Below are 22811 nucleotides of genomic sequence, written 5' to 3'. Positions count from 1 at the left end.
TCAAAGCAGGAATTCCCGCTTTGCCAATCTCATCGGTTCGCCAGCATACATACCCGGAAAACCGGGAATGTCGGTTCCCGCCTCGCAATACATCGGTGGCAGAGCCCATACACCAGTTCCGGGGTTTGCCAAAGCAGGATTTCCTGCTTTGCGTACCAAGCTGGGAATAGTCGGTTTGACCGCGGCGGCGGTGGCATGTGGCGCTGTCAACTCTGCTGCTGAGCAGAAATGACTCTGCCGCAGAGAAATGGCGGGGATATCCCGCCCTTTGCTGCTTCCTGCACCCTCGCCAGAGAGAAATGCAAGAAATCGCCGGAGGCCGCGCCATTGTTGGTGGCAGCGAATATCGTAGAAGTGCAGGAAGCGCATATTTGGGGCTATTGGGCGTTTCCTCTGTAGCCATTGGCGTTCTTCACAACGGTGCGCCGCGCGCAAGGAGGGCGAAGATTTCGACAACGCCCGAATGGCCTGCCCTCTGTGTGCGGGGTAGATGCTCAGCATGTCGGCCAGTCGCTCGAAGCCAACCTGGCAGGTTATGCGCAGCACACTCCCGATGATGTCCAGAACGGTGGGGCTGGTGGTGCCCGTTTTTGTCGCGAGGTCGCCCGTCTCAAGAATGGTCATTTCGGCGACTCCACAAGGTTGGCGTCTGGCCAGCGACTGCGAACGTCAGCAAGCGCCTCAGCGTGTGTGATGGGCTCGCTGATCATGACGAATGGTGGCAGGCCTGGGAGTTTCACCCTCCAGTGGCCGCGGCGCTCCTGGCCATCATTCGCGGCCAACTCTGCGATCAACTCCAGTCGATGCGCCTTGATGTACTTGCGCACGTCGTCTGTCAGCCTGCTGGCCGGGGAAACGACCAGACGCTTGCCGGAGACCTTGGCCGAAAAGCCCTTTTCGGTGAGGTAGTCGATGGCAGCCATCACAGCACCTCCGCGTCTGACTCATCGAAGGTCGGTGGGGTATGGCTGCTGATCAGCGGAGGTGGCTCACCTGCCCATTCGTGCCCTTTTTCCCCATTCGTGCCCTCTCCTGAGAGCGGGCACGAATGGGTTTCAGAGGGCACGAATGGAGATTTGGGCAGGAATGCAGGCAGCGACCAGTAAGAAACGATCTCCTTTCCGAAGCCCTCGCGGACGATTTCGACGGCGAGTTTTTCGCGGGCGGTGCGTACCTGCTTGGCCGAAAAGCCATTGTTGGCCATCACCCGCTTTGCCTCTTTCCCGTCTAGCCGGCCAGCACTCAGAACACGTCGCAGCACCTCGGCCGGATCGTCCTCATCGGGTTCGTCATTGAGGTGGAGCTGTTCAACGTCTGCCAGGATCTCCCTGGCGCTGCCGTCGATCACGTCGCCCCAGGTTGCACGCACAGTCGCGATCCCACCGTCGATGGTGGTTGGTTCGATCATGTAGGTGCAGCCGCCGTCGTCGGCGCTGATGTTCGACTTGGCCCGCGCCAGCACCCGGTCTTCTTCGCCTTCGCGTTTGGCACTGACCAGCACCATGCGCGCCAGCGCGGTGAATGCCTGGCTGCCCAATACCCGCTCGGCTGGGCTGCTGGCCTGGCTACCTTTGGAGAAGTGCGAGATACCCAGCACGGCGGCGCCATGCTGCTCCGCCAGGTTCACCAGAGGCTGCAACGACCGGCGCACGTCGTTGGCTCGGTGCATGTCGCCGCTCACCGCCGCCACGATGGGGTCGATCATGATCAGGCCAGCGCCACCGATACGCTCCATCTCTCGCGCCAGCAGGTCGCAATCGCGAGACGGGTCGAACGGCTCCTGTTCGCCCAGGTCGTTGATACGGCCCTGCATGATGAACACGCGAGTAAGGTCGGCGCCCGCGGCGATCAGTCGGGGGATGATCGTGTGCTCAGCGGAGTCTTCGCTGGAGAAGATCACCGCGTTTTGCTTCTCGCTGCAGTGAGTACCGTCTGGCCAGCGGCCACCGCTGGTCATGGTGGCGATCAGGCCCAGGGTAAGGGTGGTTTTCCCATCACCGCCTGCACCGGCCAGGATGGTGAGCATGCCCCTGGGCAACCACTGCGGCCAAAGCCACTGCGCTGCCTTCGGGGTGATGGTCGCGGCCGACACAAGGTTGGCGCGCCAGGCTGACGCGCCAGCAGGCTTGGGCAGAGTACTGACGCCTTCCCACTCCTTGGCGAAACGATCACTGGGCGCGGTCATTGGCCACCCCCAGGCGCTGTTTGGCCAACTCGAAGCGCTGCAGGTCGTCGGCACTCAGCCGGCAGCCGGTCTGCTGCATAGATAGGCCGATCTGGTAGACGGTACGCTCATGCTCGATTGCGGCCCGGCTCGGCCCCCGGCGCGCCGGCTTGTCGCCGGGGAACAGGTCGCGCAGCTCCAGCCCGATCGCCGCGAGAATGTCGCGGGTGGTGCAGCCGGCCCAGCAGTGCATCAGTACCTTGCCGTCCTCGGCCTCGCGGATGCTTAGGCTAGGGTCCCTGTCATCGTGGGCAGGGCAGCAGGCTTTCCAGCGTCCGGAACCTGCCGCCTTCACCTTGTCCAAGCGGCCAAGCACTTTCTCCAGGCAAGCCGATCCCGTCGGCGCACAGGCGCCGTTTTTCTGAGTCATGGTGGTTACTCCTTGGCTTGGGCGGAGTCGACCGCAGCCTGCAGCTCGGAGGCGTCCCGCTGCAGATCCTGGGTCAAGTCGTGGGCCAGGAACTGCGCCAGGCTGGCCAGCGCCACGGCGCGCTCAATACGGCTGTCGAGACAGGCTTCCCCGCCCTCCAGCGCGCAATGGATGGAGTTGGCCAAGGCGTCCAGCCACTTGCCGTACGTGACGCGGCAAGTGATTTGCTGAACAGCATCGTCAGCAGCGGCCGCCAGTTGGCTGAGTTCAGTTGCTTTAGGCATGGGGCGCCTCCAACAGCTCCATGAGCTTGAAGAAATCTTCGGCAATGGACTGCGAGAGGTAGATCTGGGCCTGCATCAGCGACTGGGCTCGACGGTTGTTGAGATAGGAGCCTTCGGCGCACTCGCCGCTCACAGCGTTGTCCAGCGTGATCTCTGCCAGCACCGTTGAAGTGTCGATCTTCAACTCCAGCTCGTCCGCCAAGGCTTTGGCCTGCTCCTGCATCTCTTGCTTTATCTGCTTACGCATGGCTCACCCCTTGGGCGTGACGACTGCTCCGGCTTTTGGCAGCTTCGAAGGCAGATAGGCCAGCTTTCAGGTAGGTGTCGCCATCGATCAGCCCAAGGCTGCAAAGGGCCTGCAGCGCGCCCTCGGCGCGATCTTCCATCAAGCTCACCAGGGCGGGATGAGCATTGCGGATGTTCTCGAGGTTCCTCTCAATGATGTCGGTAGGAGAGAGACTGCGCGCCTTGAGCGCTTTCGGTACCGCGGCGCTTGCGGCCAGCCCTGGAGCGTTGACGGGTCGGATGGCCTGTTGATTACTCATGATCCACCCCCGGTTGTTTGGCTTGATTGGCCAGGGAGTCCACGACGCCATCCATAGCGCTGCTCAGGTGGATGATCAGCTCAATCATTGCTTCTGCGGAGAGTGAAAGGCAGCAGGGGCCGAACTCGAGCGTGAGGCGGCCTTGATCCCAGGCGTGCAGCGAAACAGCATGGTTGTCCAGCTTGCCCTCTGCGGCATATACGAGTCCGGTGATGCTGCTGGTGCTGGTGCTGGTGATCAGTTGGTTACGCATGGCGCACCTCCTGAGCTTCCAGGGAGCGAGCCTTGGTCATGGCTGCGTTGTAGCGAGCCAGGCGGACGGACAGGGATGAGTTGCTGCGGAGGGCCGCAAGGGCGCGAGCCTTCCATGCGTCCGCATGCGATGCGGACAGATTACGGACAGGGTGCATAGGTGTAGCTCCAATTTCGTTGTCGGAGCTGCCACGAATCGTCGCCAAACGATAATGGGTGGCAGCTGTGCGCGGGTTGGCGAACCGGGGAAATTGGAACCCGGCAGACCCGAAGGTCTCCCACGCACAGCCGCCATAACACGGAACTGCGGGCACAAAAAAAGCGCCTGCTGTCGGATGGGGCGCTTGTGCGCCAATTTCATTTCCAGGTCGCCAAACCTGTGCCGCTGAATTTGCAGCGACGGAAAAACAATAGCGCCAGCGCTTCGTGAGCGCAAGCATATTCATGCGCCCGCACCGAGTTGGCTGGCAATCCATGCCTCAACTTCCAGGGAGTCCCAACCAACAGCGTGCGCGCCAGCGATCTGGCGAGAGCGGGGGAAGCGTCCCTCTTTCATAAGGGCATAAATTTTGGTGCGACCAAGGCCGGTCGCAGTTTTCACTGCCGGCAGTCGCAAAATGCGGCGGGTGGTGTTGGTTGCTTCCATCGTCGGACCTCTAAGGCTTGCCCCGTCGCGGGGCGGACGATGTAGAAGGTATGTCGCTAAATGAGCGTGCTACAGTGGGGTTTGCGGGCTGGCTGTATAGTCAGCCAGCAGACCATACACGGTCATTCGCTTATCTATTCGAGCCCTTGCGCGCTTCGCGAAGCCAGTTATAGACCGTCATGAAGTCGGTGACGCCAAAGTCCCTAAAGGTGCTCCGCGCAAAAGCTCGCATTGAGCTGAACTGGTGCCCCTCTGCATGCCAACGCTCTATGGCTGTGGCGCGGTGTGCATTGGTTTCTCTGTGCGCGAGCGCTGCCCGGGCCCGGGCCTGTCTTGAGATGGTTTCCTTGCCGATGAGCTCGCGATGGCAATGCATCATGACCTCTCGCGTGCTGGCGATCGACTCGAACAGCGCAAGAGAGTCGTCCAAGCGGCTGCTGGAGTGAAGCGAGCATAGAGCGTCGTATTGGTATATCAGCAGAGAGTGCAGGGCACCGTAATCGTCCTTCTCGTTGCTCCGGCCCTCGGAAGCGAAGCGAAGTAGTGACTCCAGCGTGTGCGGCGTCAGCTCGTCTTCAGCGGTTGGTGCTGGGCAGCCTGTACTGTGCTCGATGCCTTCAATATCTGCCTCGATTAAATCTCCTGCGAGAGCGGCGATATCGAGCGCTGGGTGATCGCGCCACTCTTCAATATCTTCGGACAGGCAATAGCCCAAGTCATCGAAATACAACGCCAGCGTATCGCACAGCGCCGGCGGGATGTTGGCGAGCGCTGGGGTGACATGGCCAGGCTCATAGGCCGGGAGCTGCTCATAGATCGCATGCAGGTCGATGTACCGCAGGTAGTAGCAAAGCATCCAGCACCCTCCCAGGTGTTACATGGTGGAGATAGAGCAAAAATGATCATCGATGCGGCTTGCCGAACCCTACTTGCACGACATTCGGCGTCGGCGGGCTTGTTGCGTATCGAGCCCAGTCCGCCATCAAGGCCCGTCGTTTCTCGATGAAGTCGGAGCGCGAATAAGCGGCCTCTGTCTGGCTGCGTTCATCGTGTGCCAACGCCAGCTCGCACACCTCCCGGGGATAGTGGGTGCGCTCGCTTGCCCAGTCACGAAAGCTTGAGCGGAAGCCATGCCGAGTAATGTCGGTGTGCCCCAGGTCATGCAGCAGATTGCGCACTGCGTTGGCATGCATGACGCCTGACTTACCGCGCCCAGGGAACAGATAGGGACTACCCTCGATGCGTGGCAACGCCTCAAGCATCCTCACCACTTCAGGTGCAAGAGGAACCGCGAATGCCTGGCGCATCTTCATGCGTTCGGCCGGCAGCGCCCAGGTGCCGGCCTGCAGATCGAACTCACGCCATGCGGCAAACCTCACCATGTGAGACCGGGCACCCGTCAGGATCAACAGGCGCGTAGCAGTGGACGCCGGTGATTCGATCTTTTCCAGTTCGGCCATGAGGGTAGGGATATCGCGCCAGTTCATCGCCGGGAAGTGCTGGCGCTTGCGAGCTTTCTTCTTCTCGGCCTTGCTCAGCAGGTTTTCCAGGTGGCCGCGCCAGCGGGCTGGATTGTCACCATCGCGCAGACGTCGAACCTTTGCAGCATCCAGCACCTGCTCGATCTGGCCGCGTACTTCGTCGGCTGTCCTGGTCTTGGTCGACCAAATCGGCTGCAGCACCTTGAGGATGTGAGCCGTTTCGATTTCACCGGCTGACAGCTTGCCGATGATGGGGAAGGCGTACAGCTCCAGCTTGCGCAGCCAGCCCCTGTACCAATTGGCTGACCAGCTCAGGCCGTGTGCTTCCAGGTAGTCGATAGCGATCTGCTCGAAGGTGACACGCCGAGCCTCGAGTTGTCGCTGCGCTTCACGCCTTGCTTCCCGCTCGGCGTCACGGGTGCCCAGGGGGTCGCTGCCGGCGGCAAGCACTCGACGCTGCTCGGCGGCGAGCAGCCTGGCGGCGGCAAGGGTGACGGTCGGATATGGACCAAGGCCCATATCTCTCACCCTGTTGTCTCGCTTGTATCGAAAAATCCAGCTTGTTGAGCCGGCTTTGCTGATCTGGAAGTAGAGCCCGGCGCCATCGTTGGTCTTGCCAGGTATCCCGGCCTTTGTGAGGGACTGAAGCGTCTTGTCTGTGAGCTTGCCCATTTTCGCCTCCTACGGCTGGCCCATACCCTGACCCATACCGCTCGACCCATGATTTGACCCATACCCAGGAGCGGGCTTGCGGCGATCTTTTGCGGATTGGTACGGACAGATGATAGGCGCAAAGCCCCGTATTTCATAGGCTTTGGAGGAGGGCGGCGAAAAACTACGGACAATAAAAAAGCCGGCTTGTGGCCGGCTTTTCGGAGGTGTCAGGGCTTACTTCTGGTATGCCGCGACTGCCTTGTTGATCAGGCCGCGGGCGTCTTCAGCGCCGCCCCAGCCTTCTACCTTGACCCACTTGCCCTTCTCGAGATCCTTGTAGTTCTCGAAGAAATGCTTGATCTGCTCGATCAGCAGCGCGGGCAGGTCGGTGTATTCCTGAACGTCCTTGTACAGAACGGTCAGCTTGTCGTGCGGAACCGCTACCAGCTTGGCATCGCCGCCGGCTTCGTCACTCATGTGCAGTACGCCGACCGGACGGGCGCGGATCACCGAACCCGGCGCGACCGGATAAGGGGTCACGACCAGCACGTCGAGGGGGTCACCGTCGTCAGCCAGGGTGTGCGGGATGAAACCGTAGTTGGCCGGGTAGAACATCGGGGTGGCCATGAAACGGTCGACCATCAGGCAATCGGTGTCATGGTCGATCTCGTATTTGATCGGCGCATGGTTGGCCGGGATTTCGATGGCGACGTAGATGTCGTTCGGCAGGTCTTTGCCAGCCGGGATCTTGCTGTAGCTCATGGGTGAACTCCCAGGGAGGGCCAAAAAAGTGGGGCGCATTATAGGCGTATTCGCATGGCGTTACTACGCCGCGTGAATCAGCCATTGGTCGCGGTTTCGACCGTCCGGTAGTCGGGGTGTTCCGCCTGCAGCCGCTGCAACCGGGCGAGGGTGTCCTGGCGGTAAAACAACGCCAGTTGCCGGTAGACTTCAGGAAAGGCAGCGGCCAGCAGATCCGGGGCGCTGAAGAAATATTCGCTGGTCACGGCGAAGAATTCCGCCGGGTCTTCGGCGGCGTACGGGTCGATGGCGGTTTCCGCCTCGGGGTTGGCATCCAATTCGGCGTTGAGCGCGTCATAGGCGCTCTGCATGGCGTGGGCCCAGTCCTGCACACGCATGTCGCGGTGTAGCGGCGGCAGGCCGTTGGCACTGCCTTCGAGCATGTCCAGCTTGTGCGCCAGCTCGTGGATCACCAGGTTGTAGCCTTCCCAGCCGCCGCTGGTCTCGACGCCGGGCCAGGCCAGGATCACCGGGCCTTGATGCCAGGCTTCGCCGCTGCGCGCGTCGTCCCACTCGTGCTCGATGCCGCTGGCGTCGCGGTGGCGCTGTGGGCTAAGGAAATCGTCCGGGTAGAGCACGATCTCGTGAAAGCCCTGGTACCAGTCCAAATCGCCCAGGTGCAGCAGCGGCAGTTGCGCCTGGGCGGCCAGCAGCAGGTGTTCGACCTGGCCGAGCTGCAGGCCAGGCAGGGCCGTCAGGTGCTTGTCATGCAGGAACAGTACGGCGCGTTCGCGCAGCTGCTGCTCTTCGCACTGGTCGAGGCCATCGAGGATCGGCAGACGCCTGCGCACTTCGGCCCAATGATTGGGGTCGACAGGGTTACGTTCGAGGGTGCGACGGCGGCGCCAGGCCTTGAAGGACCACATGCATGGAGGCTCGTTGGGAAGACTGCGTCACGATAAGGGCGCGTGCTTCTCGCCACAAGTCGGTCGCGCATAGGGGGCGCCCCAGCGCGATCAGTCCGAGTTGATGGGTAGCACGTAATTCTTGAACTGCTCGTCCTCGACGAAGCCGATGGACTCGTAGACCTTCTGCGCCACCTCGTTGTCGCGGTTGGTGGCGACGCGCATGCGCACGGCATTGGTTTCGCGGGCCATCTGCTTGGCGGTATGCAGCAGGCGGTCGGCGACCAGCTGGCGGCGGGCATCCTCGGCCACATAGATGTCGTTGAGAATCCACACGCGCTTGAGCGACAGCGAGGAATAGCTGGGATAGAGCTGGCAGAAGCCAAGCAGCTTGTCTTCATCGTCGGCCAGGGCCAGGTAGATCACCGATTCCTTGCGCCGCAGGCGCTTCTCAAGGAATTTGCGCGACGACTCGGGGTAGGACAGCTCGTTGTAGAACTCGCGGTATTTGACGAACAGCGGGGTCAACAGGTCCAGGTGCTCCAGGGTGGCTTGGACGATGCGCATGGTGGGCCTCGGCTTCTCTGTGTAGTGGGGCAGAAGTGGCGATGCAGCTGTTGTGCCAGCGGGTCGGTTGATGCTGCCTCAAAGCCAGTTGAAAGTGCAATCCAAGCAAGCGTTTGATTTCGTGCTCGGGCAACTTGGTCTGCGCGCCTTTGTCTGAACAGGGCGCAGCAGCCGCCCGGTGGGCGCTGTGCTAACCTGCGGCCATCGCTTTAAGCCCTATGAGTAGGGCTCCTTAAGAGGTCATCAATGCACATCCATATTCTCGGCATCTGCGGCACCTTCATGGGCTCGCTCGCGGTGCTGGCCAAGGAACTCGGCCACCGCGTCACCGGCTCCGACGCCAATGTCTACCCACCCATGAGCACCCAGCTCGAAGCTCAGGGCATCGAACTGATGCAGGGCTTCGATCCGGCGCACCTGCAGCCGGCGCCTGACCTGGTGGTGGTCGGCAATGCCATGAGCCGCGGCAACCCGGCGGTGGAGTATGTACTCAACAAGGGGCTGCCCTACGTGTCCGGCCCGCAGTGGCTGGCCGACCATGTACTGCAGGGCCGCTGGGTGATGGCGGTAGCCGGTACTCACGGCAAGACCAGCAGCTCGAGCATGCTGGCCTGGGTGCTCGAGCACGCTGGCATGGCGCCGGGTTTTTTGATCGGCGGCGTGCCGCAGAACTTCGGCATTTCCGCGCGCCTGGGCGACACGCCGTTCTTCGTGGTCGAGGCTGACGAGTACGACAGCGCCTTCTTCGACAAGCGGAGCAAGTTCGTCCACTACCGCCCGCGCACGGCCATCCTCAACAATCTGGAATTCGACCACGCGGACATCTTCCCGGACCTGGCGGCGATCGAGCGGCAGTTTCATCACCTGGTGCGCATCATCCCGAGCGAAGGCCTGGTCATCCATCCGGCCAGCGAAACCGCACTGGCGCGGGTGATCGAGATGGGCTGCTGGACGCCCGTGCAGACCACCGGCGAAGGCGGCCAATGGCAGGCGCGCCTGCTCAGCGCCGATGGCTCGCGCTTCGAGGTGAGCTTCGACGGCAAGGTCGAAGGTACCGTGGAGTGGAACCTGACCGGCCAGCACAACGTTGCCAATGCCTTGGCCGTGCTCGCGGCGGCGCGCCATGTCGGCGTGGTGCCGGCGCTGGGCATCGAGGCGCTGGGCCAGTTCATCAACGCCAAGCGGCGCATGGAGAAGGTCGCCGAGGTCGGTGGTGTGACTCTCTTCGACGATTTCGCCCATCACCCCACGGCCATCGCCACCACGCTCGATGGCCTGCGCAAGCGCGTCGGCGACGATACTCAGGTGATTGCCGTGATCGAGCCGCGCTCCAATTCGATGAAGCTCGGTGCCCATCGAGACGGCCTGGCCGAGTCGGCCGAACAGGCCGATGCCGTGTTCTGGTACGCTCCGCCCAATCTCGGCTGGGACCTGGCGGCCACCGTGGCGCAGGCGCGCACCCCGACGCGTGTGTGCGACTCGCTGGAGTCGATCATCGATGGGGTGAAGGCCCTGGCGCGCCCCGGCACCCAGGTGGTGATCATGAGCAACGGTGGCTTCGGCGGCCTGCATGGCAAGCTGGCCCAGGCCCTGGCCTGACGCTGGCCGTAGGGCGGGTGAAACCCGCCAGGCATGAAAACCGGCGGGTTGCTCCCGCCCTACGCAGTCGAAGTCGCGCAACGCAGCACAAGCAAGCACAGCAGCTTTGAGAGTGAATTTATGAGCGGCCCTGAACGCATCACCCTGGCCATGACCGGCGCCTCGGGCGCGCAATATGGCCTGCGCCTGCTCGATTGCCTGGTGCAGGAGGAGCGCGAAGTGCACTTCCTGATTTCCAAGGCCGCGCAACTGGTCATGGCCACCGAAACCGACGTGGCACTGCCCGCCAAGCCGCAGGCCATGGCGCAGTTCCTCACCGAATACACCGGCGCAGCGCCTGGGCAGATCCGCGTCTATGGCAAGGAAGACTGGATGGCGCCAGCCGCCTCCGGCTCCGGCGCGCCCACTGCCATGGTGGTGGTGCCGTGCAGCACCGGCACCTTGTCCGCCATCGCCACCGGCGCCTGCAACAACCTGATTGAACGCGCCGCCGACGTGGCACTGAAGGAGCGTCGTCAGCTGATCCTCGTGCCACGCGAAGCGCCGTATTCGAGTATCCATCTGGAGAACATGCTCAAGCTGTCCAACCTCGGCGTGACCATCTTGCCGGCATCTCCCGGTTTCTATCACCAGCCGCAGACCCTGGATGATCTGGTGGATTTCGTGGTTGCGCGTATCCTCAACTGCCTGGGCATACCCCAGGACATGCTGCCCCGTTGGGGCGAGCATCATATGGTGTCGGACGAATAGGGAGATCGATGTCCATGGCCAATCGTTACCTGCTGGGCTGCCTGTTGGCCCTGTCGCTGATGCCTGCTGCGCAGGCGTCGATGCGCTGCGGCACTACGCTGATAAGCGAGGGCGATCTGACGGTGGACGTCCGACGCAAATGCGGCGAGCCCGACCACCGCGAGGTGATCCCACCCAGCAGCCCGCAGGGTGGTGGGGTAACGGTGGAGCAGTGGGTCTACGGGCCAAGCAACGGCATGTATCGTTACCTGCGCTTTCTCGACGGCAAGTTGGTCGAGATTCGGGTCGCGCGCGGATGAGGCGAGGGCTGGTCGCAGGCCTGGCGCTGCTGAGCCTGAGCGGCTGCGCCACCGTGCGCACATTGGACGCAGCCAAGCCAGGTGCGCCGGTGGTCTACGCCGGCACGCGGCTGGACTGGTACACGATCAATGGCGGTTGCTGCCCGCTGGACCGGTTCGGTGCCGAGGCGCCGCGTTATGCGGGGTTGGATCTGCCCGGCAGTGCGCTGCTCGATACCTTGCTGCTGCCGTTCTCGCTGGCGACCGCGCTGGGCGTGAATCTGGGTGTCAGCGGCGGGTTGTAGATCGGATGTAATCCGCGGGGCCGTTGCGATCACTCCGTAGGGTGCGCTGTGCGCACCGAAGCTCCGCGACTGCGCGCATGGCGCGTGATCGGGCCGCAATCTGGAAGGTATCCGCAAAGCCGGTGCGCGGCGCACCCTACGGGTATTGCGCGCGGTTCAGTCCGTAGCCCGGATGCAATCCGGGAGTCCGCGCGCGGTGGGCCAATGAGTGGCGAGCTTCCTGTCGGGGGATGAGGGGGGGACGGAGATGAGCATCCCGAGGCCTCAGAACCAGCGCAAAATTCGCGGACAGATAACCGGGATGCAATCCAGGGCTACGGCGCGGCGCAGTGCCGTAGGGTGCGCTGTGCGCACCGAAGCTCCGTGACAGTGCGCATGGAGCGCCGGGATGAAAACATCGGAAGCTCCGGCGCGCGTGGCGCAGCCTACGGGAGGGCGCGCGGTTCAGCAGGTCTCGGTCTCCACTTCCTGGCACACGTCTATCCATTCGGCATCGACCAGCTCGGCCATGCGCTGCGGGGCGATGCGCACGGCGCTGTGAGTAGCGCCGGCGGCCGGCAGCACTTCGTCGAAGGCCAGTAGCGAACGGTCGCAGTAGACGCTGAGCGGCGTGGCCAGGCCGAACGGGCAAACACCGCCCACCGGGTGGCTGGTCAGCTCGATCACCGTCTGCGCGTCGAGCATGCGCGCCTTGGCGCCGAAGCATTCCTTCATCTTGCGGTTGTCGATCCGCGCGTCGCCACGGGCGACGATCAGCACGTCGCGTTCGGCGATGCGAAAGGCCAGGGTTTTGGCGATCTGGCCCGGCGTCACGCCATGCGCTTCGGCCGCCAGCGCCACGGTAGCGGTGCTGGACTGCAGTTCGATGATCGCGATGTCAGGCGCCTTGGCGGCGAAGAAGGCGCGTACAGAGGCCAGGCTCATGAAGCGGTTCCCAGGGTGTCGAGGTGGGCACGACACGCTGGCCAGTCTGATGCTGACCAGGCGCAGCCCCTTCCCGGGGCGCTGGTGTGGTCGTGACCACGGCGAAAAACAAGCGGCCATGCTCGCGCTGCATGGCCGGCACGTCAAGGCCTGATGGCGTCAGTTTGCCAGCAGATGGGCCGCTTTTACCGCCTCATCGAGCCCGTAGCGGGCTTTTTCGTCCCGCTTCGAGGCTGTTGGCCCCGTCACTATTTGAAGTAAAAGGCACTACAGCACGGCGTTCTCGCATTGCCAGGGGCGCCCGATCAGCGACGGTTAGAACTGTTCTGCGGCCAGACCATACAGCGACTGGCTACCGGCGCGGATGCTCGCCTCCAGGCTCAGGGTGCGTGGCAGCAGACGGGCGAAGAAGAACTCGGCGGTGGCCAGCTTGCCGCCATAAAAGGCCTCGTCTTCGCCCTGCCTGCCCTGCGCCACGGCCGCCATGCGCGCCCACATGTAGGCGTAGGCGACATAGCCGAAAAGATGCAGGTATTCCACCGAGGCGGCGCCCACCGAGTTAGGGTCGAGCCTGGCCTGTTCCAGCAGCCAGCCGCTGACCGCCTCCAGGCGCTCCAGGGCCTCGACCAGGCGATCACCGAAGGGCGACTCATGGGCATGGGCGAAGTCGCGTACTTCGCCGGCGAACAGGCGCAGCCCGGCGCCACCGTTGGCTACCACCTTGCGCCCGAGCAGGTCGAGCGCCTGGATGCCGTTGGTGCCTTCGTAGATCTGCGCAATACGTACGTCGCGCACCAGCTGCTCCTGGCCCCATTCGCGGATATAGCCATGGCCGCCGAATACCTGCTGGCCGTGCACGCAGCTTTCCAGCCCGGTGTCGGTAAAGAAGGCCTTGGCCACCGGGGTGAGCAGGGCAACCAGGGCTTCAGCGTTGTGCCGCTCGTCTGTGTCCTCGGCGTACTTGGCCAGATCCAGCTGCTGGCCGACGTAGCAGGCAAACGCCCGGCCGCCCTCGTTGAGCGCCTTCATGGTCAGCAGCATGCGGCGCACGTCGGCGTGGACGATGATCGGGTCGGCGATCTTGTCGTGATTGACCGGGCCGGTGGCGGCGCGGCTCTGGATGCGCTCGCGGGCGTAGCTGACCGCCGACTGGTAGGACGCCTCGGCGCAACCGATGCCCTGGATGCCGATGGACAGGCGCTCGTAGTTCATCATGGTGAACATGGCCGCCAGGCCCTTGTTGATCTCACCGATCAGGTAGCCGGTTGCGCCGTCGAAGTTGAGCACGCAGGTGGCCGAAGCCTTGATGCCCATCTTGTGCTCGATGGAGCCGCAGCTCACCGCGTTGCGCGCGCCGAGGCTGCCGTCGGCATTGACCATCACCTTGGGCACCAGCAGCAGCGAGATGCCTTTCGGCCCGGCCGGTGCGTCGGGCAACTTGGCCAGCACCAGGTGGATGATGTTCTCGGTCAGATCCTGCTCGCCGCCGGTGATGAAAATCTTGCTGCCGGTGACCTTGTAGCTACCGTCCGCCTGCGGCTCTGCGCGGGTTCTGATGATGCCCAGATCGGTGCCGGCATGGGCCTCGGTCAGGCACATGGAGCCGGCCCAGCGACCCTCGTACATCGGCGGCAGGTAAGTGGACTTCAATTCCTCGCTGGCATGGGCGTCGATGGCCAGGCAGGCGCCGGAACTCAGCGCCGAATATAGCGCGAAGCTTGAGCCGGCGGCGTAGAGCATTTCCTCGAAGGCGACGGCGAGCATCTTGGGCATACCCATGCCGCCGTACTGCGGGTTGCCGGCAAGGCCCACCCAACCGCCTTCGGTGTAGGTGGCATAGGCTTCGCGGAAACCGGTCGGAGTGCGCACGTCGCCACCGATCCACTGGGCACCTTCCTCGTCGCCGCTGCGGTTGAGCGGGGCGATCAGGCTGCCGGTGACCTTGGCCGCTTCTTCGAGGATGGCGTCGGCGGTGTCGGCATCGACGGTTTGCGCCAGGGCCGGCAGGCGTGCCCACAGGCTCGGCGCCTGGAACACATCATGGAGGACGAAGCGCATGTCGCGCAGGGGAGCGTTGTACTCGGGCATCGGACACCTCGTGGGGAGAGCTGACTTTCAAGGGTAGATGGTCTGGCCGCGCCTGCCCACCGCGCTCGTCTCAGTCTGCCCAGCCGCGATAGACGTGGGTCATCGGCCTTGGCCCCTTGAGATAACAGGTGCTCAGCTCACGGATATGAAAGCCGCCAGCGTTGATCAGTGCTGGTATGTCGCGATCCAGATGGCAGCCGCCGGCCAGCGGTTTCCACAGCGGCGTCAGGCGCTTCTGCCAGCGCACCACCGGCAGATCCGGCGCCAGGCCGTGCTCGCAGTAGAGCAGGCGCCCGCCAGGCTTGAGTACACGGCGCATCTCGCGCAGGGCGGCGACCGCATCGGGGATGGTGCACAGGGTGAAGGTGCATACGATGTCGTCGAAGCTGGCATCTGCCGCCTGAATCTGCCCCAGTTCCAGGGCGATCATCTCCACCGGCACCTGGCAACGTGCGGCGCGTTCGCGGGCCAGGCGTTGCATCTCGGCGGATGGGTCGACGCCGACCACCACTTCGACCTGCTGCGGGTCATAGAAGCTCAGGTTGAGACCGCTGCCGATGCCGATCTCCAGCACGCGTCCGCGAGCCAGCGGCACGATCTGCGAGCGCGCCTTCATCACCGCGCCCATGCCGCAGGCGAAATCGATCAGGTGCGGCAGGACATGGCGGTCATACAGGCCCATGGTTCAGGCTTCGCCGTGCCCTTCATCGTCCTCATCGTTGTCGCCGCGAAAGGCGGCGAAACACTTGAGGGTGTGGCTGACCTCGCTGCCTTCGATCAGCCAGCTGTCGTCCGTTTCGCTGTAGCGCGCGGCCTGCACCGAAGCCAGGGAGAATTTCCACAGGCGGCGCTCGCGACCATCGATGCAGTGCACCTGCAGCAGGGGTTTGGCAGCGCTGTCGCTGCCTGCCGTGCCGGCGCTGATCTGCGCCAGCAATTCGGTGTCGAGGTCGAACTGCCAGGCATACAGGCCGTCGATCTCGAGCATATCGGCGTCTTGCAAGGCTTCGATCAGGCTTGTCGGTTTCATCGCTTCATCCACGGCATCAGCGCCCCAGGCGGCGCAGGTCGGCAGACTCTATCACGCGCACGCCGTCTTCCTCTTCCAGGGCCAGGCGCCAGAGGGCGCGAGCCAGGGCGCAGGCATCGATGCCACGGTACGTGCCCGGCAGCCAGCGCAGCAGCGGTGCCGCGAGGCGCTCGCCAAGACGAAACTCATGGCGTGCCCCGAGCAGTAGCGACGGACGGGCGATGGTCAGTTGCGGCCAGTCCATGGCTTTCAGCGCCTCTTCGGTTTCTCCCTTGACGCGGTTGTAGAACACCTTTGAGCCGGGGTTGGCGCCCAAGGCGCTGATTACCACCAGATGGCGTGCGCCGAGCTCGCGAGCGCGGTGTGCGAAAGCCAGCACGAGATCGTGGTCGACAGCGCGGAAGGCCTGCTGCGAGCCGGCCTGCTTGATGGTGGTGCCCAGGCAGCAGAAGGCGGTATCGACCTGGCCGGACAGTTGCGGCAGCAGCGCCTGCAGATCACCCACCGGGTTTTCCAGGTGCGGATGGGCAGCCAGTGGTCGTCGGGTCGGCGCCAGCACGCGGGCCACCGTCGGCTCGCTGAGCAGGCGGTCGAGCAGGTGCTCACCGGTAAGTCCGGTGGCGCCAGCGATAAGAATGTGCTGCGGGGTCAGGTACATGCAGTGCTCTCTTGTCCGTTACAGTTCAGCTTAGTCCTTTGCCGGACCGCTGGCCACGGCACCGAGCGCACGCTCGGCCTGACTCTGACGCAGATCGCGCCAGTGCTGGAGCACGCCGCGTGGCGCCCAGATCTGCGGTTCGGAAGGTTCGAAACCGTCGCTCTGTTCACGTTCGGCAACGCGTTCCTTGGCCAGTTCGAAGGCCCGTTCGAGATTGTCGGTTTCGCCCAGCGCCTCGGCGAACAGGGCGCGGCCGAAATAGGTGAAGTCGTTCTCTTCGCTGCAGCCGAACGACACCCGGTCAGCGCGTGCGGCGGTCATCACCAGGGTCTTTTCATCTTTCAACGGTGGGATGAAACCGCCGGAATAACAGGCCGAAACCACTACCACCTTATTGCGTTGCTTGAGCGGGGCGAGCACTGCCGCCAGCTCGCTGGCCGGCAGGTCGGCCAACTGCAGGCGCGGCTGGTCGAGGTTGAGTTCATGGCGACGCGAGCCGTGGCTGGTCAGGTAGACGAAGATCAGGTCTTCCTCGCCGCTGCGCTCGGCCAGCGCCTGCACCACCCGGGTGAGGTTTTCGCGCGTGGCCAATGGGCGGTCGGCGAGATGGTCGCGGTGATTGATCAGGCTGATGCTGCCGTGAGCGCCAAAGCGATCGCGCATCAGCCTGCTGACATAATCGGCCTCGCGCATGAATACGCTCTGCTTGCCGTCGCCCGCCAGGGTCAGCGCATAGAGCTCGCGTGCCGGTGTCGAGGCGGGAATTGCGGCGATGGCTTCATCGAGCAGCTGTCCCTGTCGCAACAGGCCCAGCTCCAGGCTGTCGGGCAACGCCTGGCCCTGTTCGTCACGTACCAGGCGCCCGCTTTGCCAAATGCCCGACTGACGGCTGCCATCGGCCAAAGTCAGGGTGCCCTCGCCACTGTATTCACCGCCGGAGAAATGGCCACGGTAGGCGCTGCCGTCTGGCAGGGTGAGCAGGCCTTCGCCTTCGTACTGCCAGTCGGCGAATTCGCCGAGGTAGCGGGTGCCTTCACCATCGGTGTATTCGCCGGGCCCCTGCATCACACCCTCGACGAACTCTCCGGCCCAGGTCTCGCCTGCGGCGCTCTGGTAGCGGCCCTTGCCGTGAAACTCGTCGTTCTTGAAACCGCCGCTGTAGTTGTCGCCATCGGCGTTCTGGTAGCTGCCCTGGCCGCTGAGCAGGCCCTGGGCGAAGACGCCGCTGAACTGATTGCCGTAGCCGTCGATGCGTACGCCCTGGCCCTCCGGCTGCCCTTTGACGAACTGGCCCTGGAAGCTGCTGCCGTCGGCCGTTTCCAGTTTGCCCAGGCCATGGAAGCGGTCGTTGAGAAATTCGCCCTGGTAACGCTGGCCGCCCTGTTCGAGCAGGCCGACGCCGCTGAATCTATTGCGTTCGAACCCGCCTTCGTAGCGGCTACCGTCACTGTAGGTGAGGGTGCCCTGGCCGTGGAACATGCCCTGATGAAACTCGCCCAGATAATGTTCGCCACCGGGGCCTTGCCACTCGCCGCGGCCTTCGAGCATGCCGTCCTGGAATTGGCCGACGAACCAGCTGCCATTGCGATAGTCCAGGCGGCCCGGGCCTTGTAGCAGCCCGTCGACGATCTCGCCGCGATACTGGCCGCCGTCGGGCAGGGTGGCATTGGCCGGCAATAGCGGACGTGCTTCCTCGCAACCGGCGATCAGCAGGGACAGGCAAAGAGGCAGCAGGCGCAGGGCAAGGGGATTCATGGCGGACGTCCAGGTCGGTGCTTTGGTCCGCAGTATGCCGCAAGCCAGAAGGCTTGCGCTGTCGCATCGCACGCATTGCTGACGCGATAGGGTTCCCGTTCCGGCGAGGAGGGCCGGAAACGGGAGCAGGCGGTGATCAGACGAAGCAGAGGCTCAGCGGCTCAGCAATGTAGGCCGGTTTTTCCTGGCCTTCGATTTCCAGAACAGCTCGGGCCTTGAGTAGCCACTGGCCGGGGTTCTTCTCGGTGGCGTCAGTCAGCGTCACTGTCAGGCGCACCTTGGAGTTGACCTTGACCGGCTGAATGAAGCGCACGCTGTCGAGACCGTAGTTCACTGCCATCTTCAGCCCCTGCGGCATGATCATGATCTTTTCCATCAGCATCGGCACCAGCGACAGCGAGAGGAAACCGTGGGCGATGGTGGTGCCGAAGGGGGTCTGTTTGGCCTTTTCCGGGTCAACGTGGATGAACTGATGGTCGCCGGTACACTCGGCGAACTGATTGATGCGCTCCTGGTCGATGGTCAGCCACTCGGACTTGCCGAGTTCCTTGCCAACATAGTCCTTGAGCTCTGCTACGGGTACGAACGGCATAGTTCCTCCTTGAGGACGCGTGTGTTGTTTTTGTTTGCGTAAAACCGTTGAGGTCTAGATCAGCATGGGGGGCAGCAGCAGGTCAAGCCTGCCTCGGGTACTGAATGACGCGGCATAGGCCAGCCTGACGCAGCAATCCAGAGGTCAGCCGGCCTATAATGGCCGACATACCCCAATAGATGCCCGGAATCCCCTCTAGTAGGCCGCTGAAAAACTACCTGCGTGGTCATTGCTGCGTTAAAAACAGGTTCAAAATGCTCATTTACAGCTCGTAAACTCCGCTTTTTCGCCTGTTTTTGCCTTGCACTGACTGCCTCGCCTACGTTTTTCAACGGCCTACTCGCGAGCGGAAGTGCGGCCATCGCTCGTCTTCTGGAGACCTTAAACATGCTGCTTCGCGGCCTTTCATGGCTGGTGCTGTGCCAGTTGCTCGGTACCGTTCTCAACGTCCTGCTGCTGCCGATGCTGCCGGGGCCGATCATCGGCATGCTGCTGTTGTTCGCCTTTCTCATCGTGCGTGGCGAAGTAGGCGAGCCGTTGAGCGTCGCCTCCAGCAGCCTGCTCAAGTACCTGCCGCTGATTCTGGTACCGCCCGCAGTGGGCGTGATGGCCTATGCCAGTGATATCGCCGCCGATTTCTGGGCCGTGGTCGGTGCGCTGGTGCTGTCGCTGCTGGTGTCGCTGGCCTTCGCCGGCTGGCTGATGCAGAAACTGATCGAGCGCCAGCAGCGCCGGGAGGACGCATGAGTCCGGATTGGCAGGGCGCCTGGCAGGCGCTGACTCATCACCCGCTGTTCGGCATCGGCATTACCCTGGGCGCCTATCAACTGGCGATGGCAGCCTACGAGCGCACTCGCTGGGTATTCCTGCAGCCAGTGCTGGTGTCGATGCTCACGGTGATCGGCATTCTGCTGCTGTGTGGCCTGAGTTTCGCCGAATATCGCAACAGCGTCGCGGCGCTGACCCTGCTGCTCGGTCCGGCCACCGTGGCCCTGGCCGTGCCGCTGTATCTCAACCTGCGGCGGATTCGCCAGCTGTTCTGGCCGATCATCCTCACCCTGCTGGTCGCCGGCACCTTCGCCACCGTGCTTGGCGCAGGGCTGGCCTGGTTGTTCGGCGCCGAACGACTGATGCTGATGAGCATGGCACCGAAGTCGGTGACCTCGCCGATCGCCATGCTGGTGGCCGATCAGATCGGCGGTATCGCGGCGTTGGCTGCGGTGTTCGTGATGATCACCGGGGTCATCGGCGCCATTGTCGGGCCATCCATTCTGCGTCTGTGCCGGGTCCGCCACCCGGCGGCGCAGGGCATGGCGCTGGGCATCACCGCACACGCCGTGGGTACGGCGCGCGCGCTGCAGGAGAGCGACGAGTGCGGTGCCTTCGCCGCGCTGGCGATGAGCCTGATGGGGGTGATCACCGCCGTGCTGTTGCCTCTGGCGATTGTCATGCTCCTGTGAGAGCCTGCCTGACCATCCCTGATGCCCCGGCAGCCTTGCGTAGATAACAGGCCGTGAAACCATGAAACTCCCGCTGTTTCCGCTCAACACCGTACTGTTTCCCGGCTGCGTGCTCGACCTGCAGATATTCGAGGCGCGCTATCTGGACATGATCGGCCGCTGCATGAAGCAGGGCGAGGGGTTCGGCGTGGTGTGCATCGTCGAGGGCGAGGAGGTGGGCGAAGCCGCCAGCCGTTTCGCCGCCATCGGCTGTGAGGCGCTGGTGCGCGACTTTCAACAGCGCAGCAACGGATTGCTGGGTATTCGCGTCGAAGGCGGGCGGCGCTTTCGCGTCGAGCGCGCCCAGGTTCTGCCTGACCAGCTGACCGTCGCCGACGTGCAGTGGCTGGAGGAGCCGCCAGATAGCCCGCTGCAGGCCGAGCACGCCGACCTTGCCGCTTTGCACGCTGCGCTGGCCGAGCATCCGCTAGTGGCGGGCCTGGCCATGCCGGGCGTGGTCACCAGCCAGCAGCAACTGGCCAATCAGCTGGCCTACCTGTTGCCGCTGGAACCGGCGCAGAAGCTGCAGCTGCTTCAGCTCGACGATCCAGCCCTGTGCCTGGAACAGCTGCACGCCATGCTGGAAATGCTCCAGGGCGATGCCTGAAGCGACGCGTCAGTAAGCGTAGCGCAGCAGCGCGTTGGACAGCTGCCAGGTCGCCATCCCCCCCAGTACCGCGAGACAGGCCGGCAGGATGATCCACCACAGGCGCGCCGGCAGTGCCGGCAGCACCTCCTGGCGCTGGCACAAACTCAGGCTCAGGCCGCATACGGCCGAGGCCAGCAAGGCGCCGGCGATGATGTCGCTGGGCCAGTGCACGCCCAGGTAGACCCGTGACAAGGCGATCGCCAATGCCGGCAGACTTGCCACCACCAGCCAGGCCAGGCGCAGGCGCGCCGATTGCCCGCGCCCGGCCAGTACCCCCAGCACCAGGAAGAAAGCAAAGGCTGCCGAGCTGTGGCCGCTGGGAAAACTGAAGGTGGTCAGCGGTTCGCTCAGCACGTCCGGGCGTGCCCGGGCGAAGCCGTGCTTGAGCGTGGTGTTGCCGAGGGCCGTGACCAGCAGTGTCGAGCCGGCGAACAGCAAGTGGCGCCAACGGCGCGCGAGGAACAGCAGGGTGCACAGCACCGCAGCCGCGACAAACTGAATATGGAAGTCGCCCAGCCGGGTCAGGGTGCCGATCCATTGGTCCAGATGTGCCTGACGCTGCTCCTGCACGAGGGTCATCAAACCCTGGTCCAGCGCATCGAGATGCGGCCAGCCGATGACGATGGCCCCCAGCAGCGCCAGGCTGAGCCCGCCGCCCAGTAGAGTGGCCCGCGGTTTTTCCGCCAGGCTGGCCTGAACGGTCAGCAGCAGGATGATGCCGATACCGCCCAACAGCACCGCCGCCTCGGTCCAGAAACCTTCGGCCATCGGCAGGCGCAGGGCTGCGCCGGTGGCCCAGCCCGGTAACAGATAGGCCACCGCCCAGCCGGCCGCTGCCACCAGGCTGACCAGGATGAAGCGCGGCAACGGCATGTTGAGCATGCCGGCCACCATCGGCAGCATGGGCCGCAGTGGGCCGATGAAGCGACCGACCAGCAGACTGGCCACGCCGTAATGACGGAAGTAGAGCTCGGCGCGCATGATCCACTGCGGATGATGGCGCAGTACCGGCAAGCGGCTGATGTTGTGCTTGAAACCTCTGCCCAGGGCGTAGGACATCATGTCCCCGCAAAGCGCGCCGGCATAGGCCAGCAGCAGCGTCTGCCACAGCGTCAGCACGCCGCTGCCGGCGAGCAGGGCGACGCTGAACAGCATCACCACGCCGGGCAGCACGATGCCCACCAGGGCCAGGCATTCGAGCAGGGCGATGAGAAAGATCGCCAGGCCCAGCCATTGCGGGTTGCCGCTCAGCCAGGTGGAAAGGTTATCCAGCCAGACACTCATCCTTCTGCTCCCGAAACGCTCAACAATCGATAGTCACGCCCTTCGACCTGTCCACGGCGCAAAGGGTTGCGCGTGCAATGGCGTGCGTACAGCGCGTCGACGAAGCGATACGGCAGATGCTCGTCGCGGCCCTTGGGAATGCCCAGGCGCGCGCACTGGATGATCGAGTGCGGCTGTTCGCCGACATCCTCGACGAACAATCGCTGCAGATCGAAGCGGCGCGCATCCCAGTCCGTTACTTTCAGACCGAGCGCCTTGCACAGCAGCGTCTGCCCGGCGCACAGGCGTTCGGGCGTGCGCGGCTGGCCAAGGCTGTCGGGATTGTTGCGCTGCATCGCGGCGAGCGAGTCGGCGCCGCTGACCGCATCGAGCCAGGGGTGGGCGGATTTGATCAGCACCGCGTTGCCAGGGCCATGCGCGCTGAAGTTCAGCGAGTCGCCGCCGCGTGCGTAGTACATATAGATGTGCCCGCCATCGGCGAACAGCGCCTTGCGCTTCTCGGTGTAGCCGAGCGAGGCGTGGCTGCCCTTGTCCACCAGGTAGTAGGCCTCGGTCTCGATGATCCGTGCGCTCAGCCAAAGCGCGCCGATGCGGTGGCGGATCACCTTGCCCAGCAACTCGCGCGCCAGCAACTGCGCGTCGCGGTCGAAGAAGGTGTCGGGCAGTGGCCTGGCATCCGGCCAGGGCAAACTGAGGGTGGGGGCGGCGGGCGTCATCTGTCGCATCGGGCT

General features: G+C 63.8%; 31 protein-coding genes. 8 read left to right on the top strand and 23 right to left on the bottom strand.

The features are described 5' to 3' along the window. The 14 genes from P3C50_RS21490 to P3C50_RS21425 form a co-directional block, all read right to left on the bottom strand. The gene (locus P3C50_RS21490; protein ID WP_275547543.1) at positions 1-624 is read right to left on the bottom strand and encodes a hypothetical protein; all 624 of its coding nucleotides are present in this window, start codon (positions 622-624) and stop codon (positions 1-3) included. Beyond that, positions 621-923: a hypothetical protein gene (locus tag P3C50_RS21485; protein ID WP_275547542.1), complete on the bottom strand. Its 303-nt coding sequence runs from the start codon at positions 921-923 to the stop codon at positions 621-623. The genes P3C50_RS21490 and P3C50_RS21485 overlap by 4 nt, the downstream gene beginning before the upstream one ends. Beyond that, positions 923-2185 carry an ATP-binding protein gene (locus tag P3C50_RS21480; protein ID WP_275547541.1) on the bottom strand — a complete coding sequence of 421 codons (1263 nt, stop codon included), beginning with the start codon at positions 2183-2185 and terminating at the stop codon, positions 923-925. The genes P3C50_RS21485 and P3C50_RS21480 overlap by 1 nt, the downstream gene beginning before the upstream one ends. Next, positions 2169-2594, bottom strand: a complete 426-nt coding sequence (locus P3C50_RS21475; RefSeq protein ID WP_275547540.1) for a virulence-associated protein E — start codon at positions 2592-2594, stop codon at positions 2169-2171. The genes P3C50_RS21480 and P3C50_RS21475 overlap by 17 nt, the downstream gene beginning before the upstream one ends. A gap of 5 nt (positions 2595-2599) precedes the next feature. After that, positions 2600-2878: a hypothetical protein gene (locus tag P3C50_RS21470; RefSeq protein WP_275547539.1), complete on the bottom strand. Its 279-nt coding sequence runs from the start codon at positions 2876-2878 to the stop codon at positions 2600-2602. Next, positions 2871-3125, bottom strand: coding sequence for a hypothetical protein (locus P3C50_RS21465; protein ID WP_275547538.1), 255 nt, complete (start codon positions 3123-3125; stop codon positions 2871-2873). Before P3C50_RS21465 ends, P3C50_RS21470 begins: the two co-directional genes overlap by 8 nt. Further along, positions 3118-3423, bottom strand: coding sequence for a hypothetical protein (locus tag P3C50_RS21460; protein WP_275547537.1), 306 nt, complete (start codon positions 3421-3423; stop codon positions 3118-3120). The genes P3C50_RS21465 and P3C50_RS21460 overlap by 8 nt, the downstream gene beginning before the upstream one ends. After that, positions 3416-3676, bottom strand: a complete 261-nt coding sequence (locus P3C50_RS21455; protein WP_275547536.1) for a hypothetical protein — start codon at positions 3674-3676, stop codon at positions 3416-3418. The genes P3C50_RS21460 and P3C50_RS21455 overlap by 8 nt, the downstream gene beginning before the upstream one ends. A 441-nt stretch (positions 3677-4117) precedes the next feature. Further along, positions 4118-4321 (bottom strand): AlpA family phage regulatory protein, encoded by a 204-nt coding sequence (locus P3C50_RS21450; protein ID WP_275547535.1) that lies wholly within the window; start codon positions 4319-4321, stop codon positions 4118-4120. Positions 4322-4451: 130 nt separating this feature from the next. Continuing rightward, a complete protein-coding gene (locus tag P3C50_RS21445; protein WP_275547534.1) occupies positions 4452-5177 on the bottom strand; it encodes a hypothetical protein in 726 nt (241 codons plus the stop codon). A gap of 46 nt (positions 5178-5223) precedes the next feature. After that, positions 5224-6474 carry a phage integrase central domain-containing protein gene (locus P3C50_RS21440; protein ID WP_275547533.1) on the bottom strand — a complete coding sequence of 417 codons (1251 nt, stop codon included), beginning with the start codon at positions 6472-6474 and terminating at the stop codon, positions 5224-5226. A 216-nt stretch (positions 6475-6690) separates the two neighbouring features. Continuing rightward, the gene (ppa, locus tag P3C50_RS21435; RefSeq protein ID WP_197855527.1) at positions 6691-7218 is read right to left on the bottom strand and encodes an inorganic diphosphatase; all 528 of its coding nucleotides are present in this window, start codon (positions 7216-7218) and stop codon (positions 6691-6693) included. 77 nt (positions 7219-7295) lie between these two features. Further along, positions 7296-8123, bottom strand: coding sequence for a zinc-dependent peptidase (locus P3C50_RS21430; RefSeq protein ID WP_275547532.1), 828 nt, complete (start codon positions 8121-8123; stop codon positions 7296-7298). 90 nt (positions 8124-8213) lie between these two features. After that, entirely contained in the window at positions 8214-8669 is a 456-nt protein-coding gene (locus P3C50_RS21425) for a GNAT family N-acetyltransferase (RefSeq protein ID WP_275547531.1), read from the bottom strand. A 246-nt stretch (positions 8670-8915) separates the two neighbouring features. Between P3C50_RS21425 and mpl the strand changes: the two genes are divergently transcribed. From mpl to P3C50_RS21405, 4 genes are all read left to right on the top strand, one after another. Then, the gene (gene mpl / locus P3C50_RS21420) at positions 8916-10268 is read left to right on the top strand and encodes a UDP-N-acetylmuramate:L-alanyl-gamma-D-glutamyl-meso-diaminopimelate ligase (RefSeq protein WP_275547530.1); all 1353 of its coding nucleotides are present in this window, start codon (positions 8916-8918) and stop codon (positions 10266-10268) included. Between the two features lie 120 nt (positions 10269-10388). Continuing rightward, positions 10389-11018, top strand: a complete 630-nt coding sequence (gene ubiX, locus P3C50_RS21415; protein WP_148119056.1) for a flavin prenyltransferase UbiX — start codon at positions 10389-10391, stop codon at positions 11016-11018. A gap of 8 nt (positions 11019-11026) precedes the next feature. Further along, the gene (locus tag P3C50_RS21410) at positions 11027-11317 is read left to right on the top strand and encodes a DUF2845 domain-containing protein (RefSeq protein ID WP_275547529.1); all 291 of its coding nucleotides are present in this window, start codon (positions 11027-11029) and stop codon (positions 11315-11317) included. After that, entirely contained in the window at positions 11314-11601 is a 288-nt protein-coding gene (locus tag P3C50_RS21405) for a YceK/YidQ family lipoprotein (protein ID WP_275547528.1), read from the top strand. The genes P3C50_RS21410 and P3C50_RS21405 overlap by 4 nt, the downstream gene beginning before the upstream one ends. A 444-nt stretch (positions 11602-12045) precedes the next feature. Here P3C50_RS21405 and P3C50_RS21400 read toward each other — a convergent pair whose 3' ends face one another. After that, on the bottom strand, positions 12046-12525 hold the full coding sequence (locus P3C50_RS21400; protein WP_275547527.1) for a YbaK/EbsC family protein: 480 nt from the start codon (positions 12523-12525) through the stop codon (positions 12046-12048). On the opposite strand from P3C50_RS21400, the gene P3C50_RS21395 reads away from it, so the two are divergent. Then, a complete protein-coding gene (locus tag P3C50_RS21395; RefSeq protein ID WP_275547526.1) occupies positions 12524-12679 on the top strand; it encodes a hypothetical protein in 156 nt (51 codons plus the stop codon). The genes P3C50_RS21400 and P3C50_RS21395 overlap by 2 nt on opposite strands. A gap of 161 nt (positions 12680-12840) precedes the next feature. On the opposite strand, the gene P3C50_RS21390 is transcribed toward P3C50_RS21395, so the two are convergent. The 6 genes from P3C50_RS21390 to P3C50_RS21365 all read right to left on the bottom strand — a co-directional run bounded on the left by P3C50_RS21390 (position 12841) and on the right by P3C50_RS21365 (position 18648). Then, positions 12841-14613 (bottom strand): acyl-CoA dehydrogenase C-terminal domain-containing protein, encoded by a 1773-nt coding sequence (locus P3C50_RS21390; RefSeq protein ID WP_275547525.1) that lies wholly within the window; start codon positions 14611-14613, stop codon positions 12841-12843. Positions 14614-14683: 70 nt separating this feature from the next. Further along, positions 14684-15295 (bottom strand): class I SAM-dependent methyltransferase, encoded by a 612-nt coding sequence (locus P3C50_RS21385; RefSeq protein WP_275547524.1) that lies wholly within the window; start codon positions 15293-15295, stop codon positions 14684-14686. Between the two features lie 3 nt (positions 15296-15298). Then, positions 15299-15643 (bottom strand): DUF5629 family protein, encoded by a 345-nt coding sequence (locus tag P3C50_RS21380; protein ID WP_275547523.1) that lies wholly within the window; start codon positions 15641-15643, stop codon positions 15299-15301. 16 nt (positions 15644-15659) lie between these two features. Next, positions 15660-16301 (bottom strand): oxidoreductase, encoded by a 642-nt coding sequence (locus P3C50_RS21375; protein WP_275547522.1) that lies wholly within the window; start codon positions 16299-16301, stop codon positions 15660-15662. A gap of 30 nt (positions 16302-16331) precedes the next feature. After that, entirely contained in the window at positions 16332-18056 is a 1725-nt protein-coding gene (locus P3C50_RS21370) for a C13 family peptidase (RefSeq protein WP_275547521.1), read from the bottom strand. Between the two features lie 136 nt (positions 18057-18192). Continuing rightward, on the bottom strand, positions 18193-18648 hold the full coding sequence (locus P3C50_RS21365) for a MaoC family dehydratase (protein WP_197855516.1): 456 nt from the start codon (positions 18646-18648) through the stop codon (positions 18193-18195). 387 nt (positions 18649-19035) lie between these two features. Between P3C50_RS21365 and P3C50_RS21360 the strand changes: the two genes are divergently transcribed. From P3C50_RS21360 to P3C50_RS21350, 3 genes are all read left to right on the top strand, one after another. Next, positions 19036-19395: a CidA/LrgA family protein gene (locus P3C50_RS21360; RefSeq protein WP_197855515.1), complete on the top strand. Its 360-nt coding sequence runs from the start codon at positions 19036-19038 to the stop codon at positions 19393-19395. Further along, entirely contained in the window at positions 19392-20108 is a 717-nt protein-coding gene (locus tag P3C50_RS21355) for an LrgB family protein (protein ID WP_197855514.1), read from the top strand. The genes P3C50_RS21360 and P3C50_RS21355 overlap by 4 nt, the downstream gene beginning before the upstream one ends. Positions 20109-20169: 61 nt before the next feature. Beyond that, positions 20170-20754, top strand: coding sequence for an LON peptidase substrate-binding domain-containing protein (locus P3C50_RS21350; protein ID WP_275547520.1), 585 nt, complete (start codon positions 20170-20172; stop codon positions 20752-20754). A 9-nt stretch (positions 20755-20763) separates the two neighbouring features. Here the strand turns inward: P3C50_RS21350 and P3C50_RS21345 are convergent, their stop codons facing one another. After that, positions 20764-22080 (bottom strand): bifunctional DedA family/phosphatase PAP2 family protein, encoded by a 1317-nt coding sequence (locus tag P3C50_RS21345; RefSeq protein WP_275547519.1) that lies wholly within the window; start codon positions 22078-22080, stop codon positions 20764-20766. Continuing rightward, on the bottom strand, positions 22077-22796 hold the full coding sequence (locus P3C50_RS21340; RefSeq protein ID WP_275547615.1) for a DNA-3-methyladenine glycosylase: 720 nt from the start codon (positions 22794-22796) through the stop codon (positions 22077-22079). The genes P3C50_RS21345 and P3C50_RS21340 overlap by 4 nt, the downstream gene beginning before the upstream one ends. Between the last annotated feature and the right edge of the window lie 15 nt (positions 22797-22811).

Source organism: Pseudomonas sp. Marseille-Q0931 (assembly GCF_940789645.1).
GTDB lineage: Bacteria > Pseudomonadota > Gammaproteobacteria > Pseudomonadales > Pseudomonadaceae > Aquipseudomonas.
This window is presented reverse-complemented; position numbering and strand designations above follow the sequence as displayed.

What these genes read in the sequence shown, in the direction of transcription:
- P3C50_RS21395 (WP_275547526.1), top strand. Translation starts at nt 12,524, where the DNA reads ATGAAGCGGTTCCCAGGGTGTCGAGGTGGGCACGACACGCTGGCCAGT.
- P3C50_RS21430 (WP_275547532.1), bottom strand. Translation starts at nt 8,123, where the DNA reads ATGTGGTCCTTCAAGGCCTGGCGCCGCCGTCGCACCCTCGAACGTAAC.
- P3C50_RS21355 (WP_197855514.1), top strand. Translation starts at nt 19,392, where the DNA reads ATGAGTCCGGATTGGCAGGGCGCCTGGCAGGCGCTGACTCATCACCCG.
- P3C50_RS21485 (WP_275547542.1), bottom strand. Translation starts at nt 923, where the DNA reads ATGGCTGCCATCGACTACCTCACCGAAAAGGGCTTTTCGGCCAAGGTC.
- P3C50_RS21450 (WP_275547535.1), bottom strand. Translation starts at nt 4,321, where the DNA reads ATGGAAGCAACCAACACCACCCGCCGCATTTTGCGACTGCCGGCAGTG.
- P3C50_RS21365 (WP_197855516.1), bottom strand. Translation starts at nt 18,648, where the DNA reads ATGCCGTTCGTACCCGTAGCAGAGCTCAAGGACTATGTTGGCAAGGAA.
- mpl (WP_275547530.1), top strand. Translation starts at nt 8,916, where the DNA reads ATGCACATCCATATTCTCGGCATCTGCGGCACCTTCATGGGCTCGCTC.
- P3C50_RS21360 (WP_197855515.1), top strand. Translation starts at nt 19,036, where the DNA reads ATGCTGCTTCGCGGCCTTTCATGGCTGGTGCTGTGCCAGTTGCTCGGT.
- P3C50_RS21440 (WP_275547533.1), bottom strand. Translation starts at nt 6,474, where the DNA reads ATGGGCAAGCTCACAGACAAGACGCTTCAGTCCCTCACAAAGGCCGGG.
- P3C50_RS21400 (WP_275547527.1), bottom strand. Translation starts at nt 12,525, where the DNA reads ATGAGCCTGGCCTCTGTACGCGCCTTCTTCGCCGCCAAGGCGCCTGAC.
- P3C50_RS21465 (WP_275547538.1), bottom strand. Translation starts at nt 3,125, where the DNA reads ATGCGTAAGCAGATAAAGCAAGAGATGCAGGAGCAGGCCAAAGCCTTG.
- P3C50_RS21370 (WP_275547521.1), bottom strand. Translation starts at nt 18,056, where the DNA reads ATGAATCCCCTTGCCCTGCGCCTGCTGCCTCTTTGCCTGTCCCTGCTG.
- P3C50_RS21410 (WP_275547529.1), top strand. Translation starts at nt 11,027, where the DNA reads ATGTCCATGGCCAATCGTTACCTGCTGGGCTGCCTGTTGGCCCTGTCG.
- P3C50_RS21345 (WP_275547519.1), bottom strand. Translation starts at nt 22,080, where the DNA reads ATGAGTGTCTGGCTGGATAACCTTTCCACCTGGCTGAGCGGCAACCCG.
- P3C50_RS21490 (WP_275547543.1), bottom strand. Translation starts at nt 624, where the DNA reads ATGACCATTCTTGAGACGGGCGACCTCGCGACAAAAACGGGCACCACC.
- P3C50_RS21425 (WP_275547531.1), bottom strand. Translation starts at nt 8,669, where the DNA reads ATGCGCATCGTCCAAGCCACCCTGGAGCACCTGGACCTGTTGACCCCG.
- P3C50_RS21390 (WP_275547525.1), bottom strand. Translation starts at nt 14,613, where the DNA reads ATGCCCGAGTACAACGCTCCCCTGCGCGACATGCGCTTCGTCCTCCAT.
- P3C50_RS21405 (WP_275547528.1), top strand. Translation starts at nt 11,314, where the DNA reads ATGAGGCGAGGGCTGGTCGCAGGCCTGGCGCTGCTGAGCCTGAGCGGC.
- ubiX (WP_148119056.1), top strand. Translation starts at nt 10,389, where the DNA reads ATGAGCGGCCCTGAACGCATCACCCTGGCCATGACCGGCGCCTCGGGC.
- P3C50_RS21340 (WP_275547615.1), bottom strand. Translation starts at nt 22,796, where the DNA reads ATGACGCCCGCCGCCCCCACCCTCAGTTTGCCCTGGCCGGATGCCAGG.
- P3C50_RS21470 (WP_275547539.1), bottom strand. Translation starts at nt 2,878, where the DNA reads ATGCCTAAAGCAACTGAACTCAGCCAACTGGCGGCCGCTGCTGACGAT.
- P3C50_RS21380 (WP_275547523.1), bottom strand. Translation starts at nt 15,643, where the DNA reads ATGAAACCGACAAGCCTGATCGAAGCCTTGCAAGACGCCGATATGCTC.
- P3C50_RS21445 (WP_275547534.1), bottom strand. Translation starts at nt 5,177, where the DNA reads ATGCTTTGCTACTACCTGCGGTACATCGACCTGCATGCGATCTATGAG.
- P3C50_RS21480 (WP_275547541.1), bottom strand. Translation starts at nt 2,185, where the DNA reads ATGACCGCGCCCAGTGATCGTTTCGCCAAGGAGTGGGAAGGCGTCAGT.
- P3C50_RS21385 (WP_275547524.1), bottom strand. Translation starts at nt 15,295, where the DNA reads ATGGGCCTGTATGACCGCCATGTCCTGCCGCACCTGATCGATTTCGCC.
- P3C50_RS21375 (WP_275547522.1), bottom strand. Translation starts at nt 16,301, where the DNA reads ATGTACCTGACCCCGCAGCACATTCTTATCGCTGGCGCCACCGGACTT.
- P3C50_RS21455 (WP_275547536.1), bottom strand. Translation starts at nt 3,676, where the DNA reads ATGCGTAACCAACTGATCACCAGCACCAGCACCAGCAGCATCACCGGA.
- P3C50_RS21475 (WP_275547540.1), bottom strand. Translation starts at nt 2,594, where the DNA reads ATGACTCAGAAAAACGGCGCCTGTGCGCCGACGGGATCGGCTTGCCTG.
- P3C50_RS21460 (WP_275547537.1), bottom strand. Translation starts at nt 3,423, where the DNA reads ATGAGTAATCAACAGGCCATCCGACCCGTCAACGCTCCAGGGCTGGCC.
- ppa (WP_197855527.1), bottom strand. Translation starts at nt 7,218, where the DNA reads ATGAGCTACAGCAAGATCCCGGCTGGCAAAGACCTGCCGAACGACATC.
- P3C50_RS21350 (WP_275547520.1), top strand. Translation starts at nt 20,170, where the DNA reads ATGAAACTCCCGCTGTTTCCGCTCAACACCGTACTGTTTCCCGGCTGC.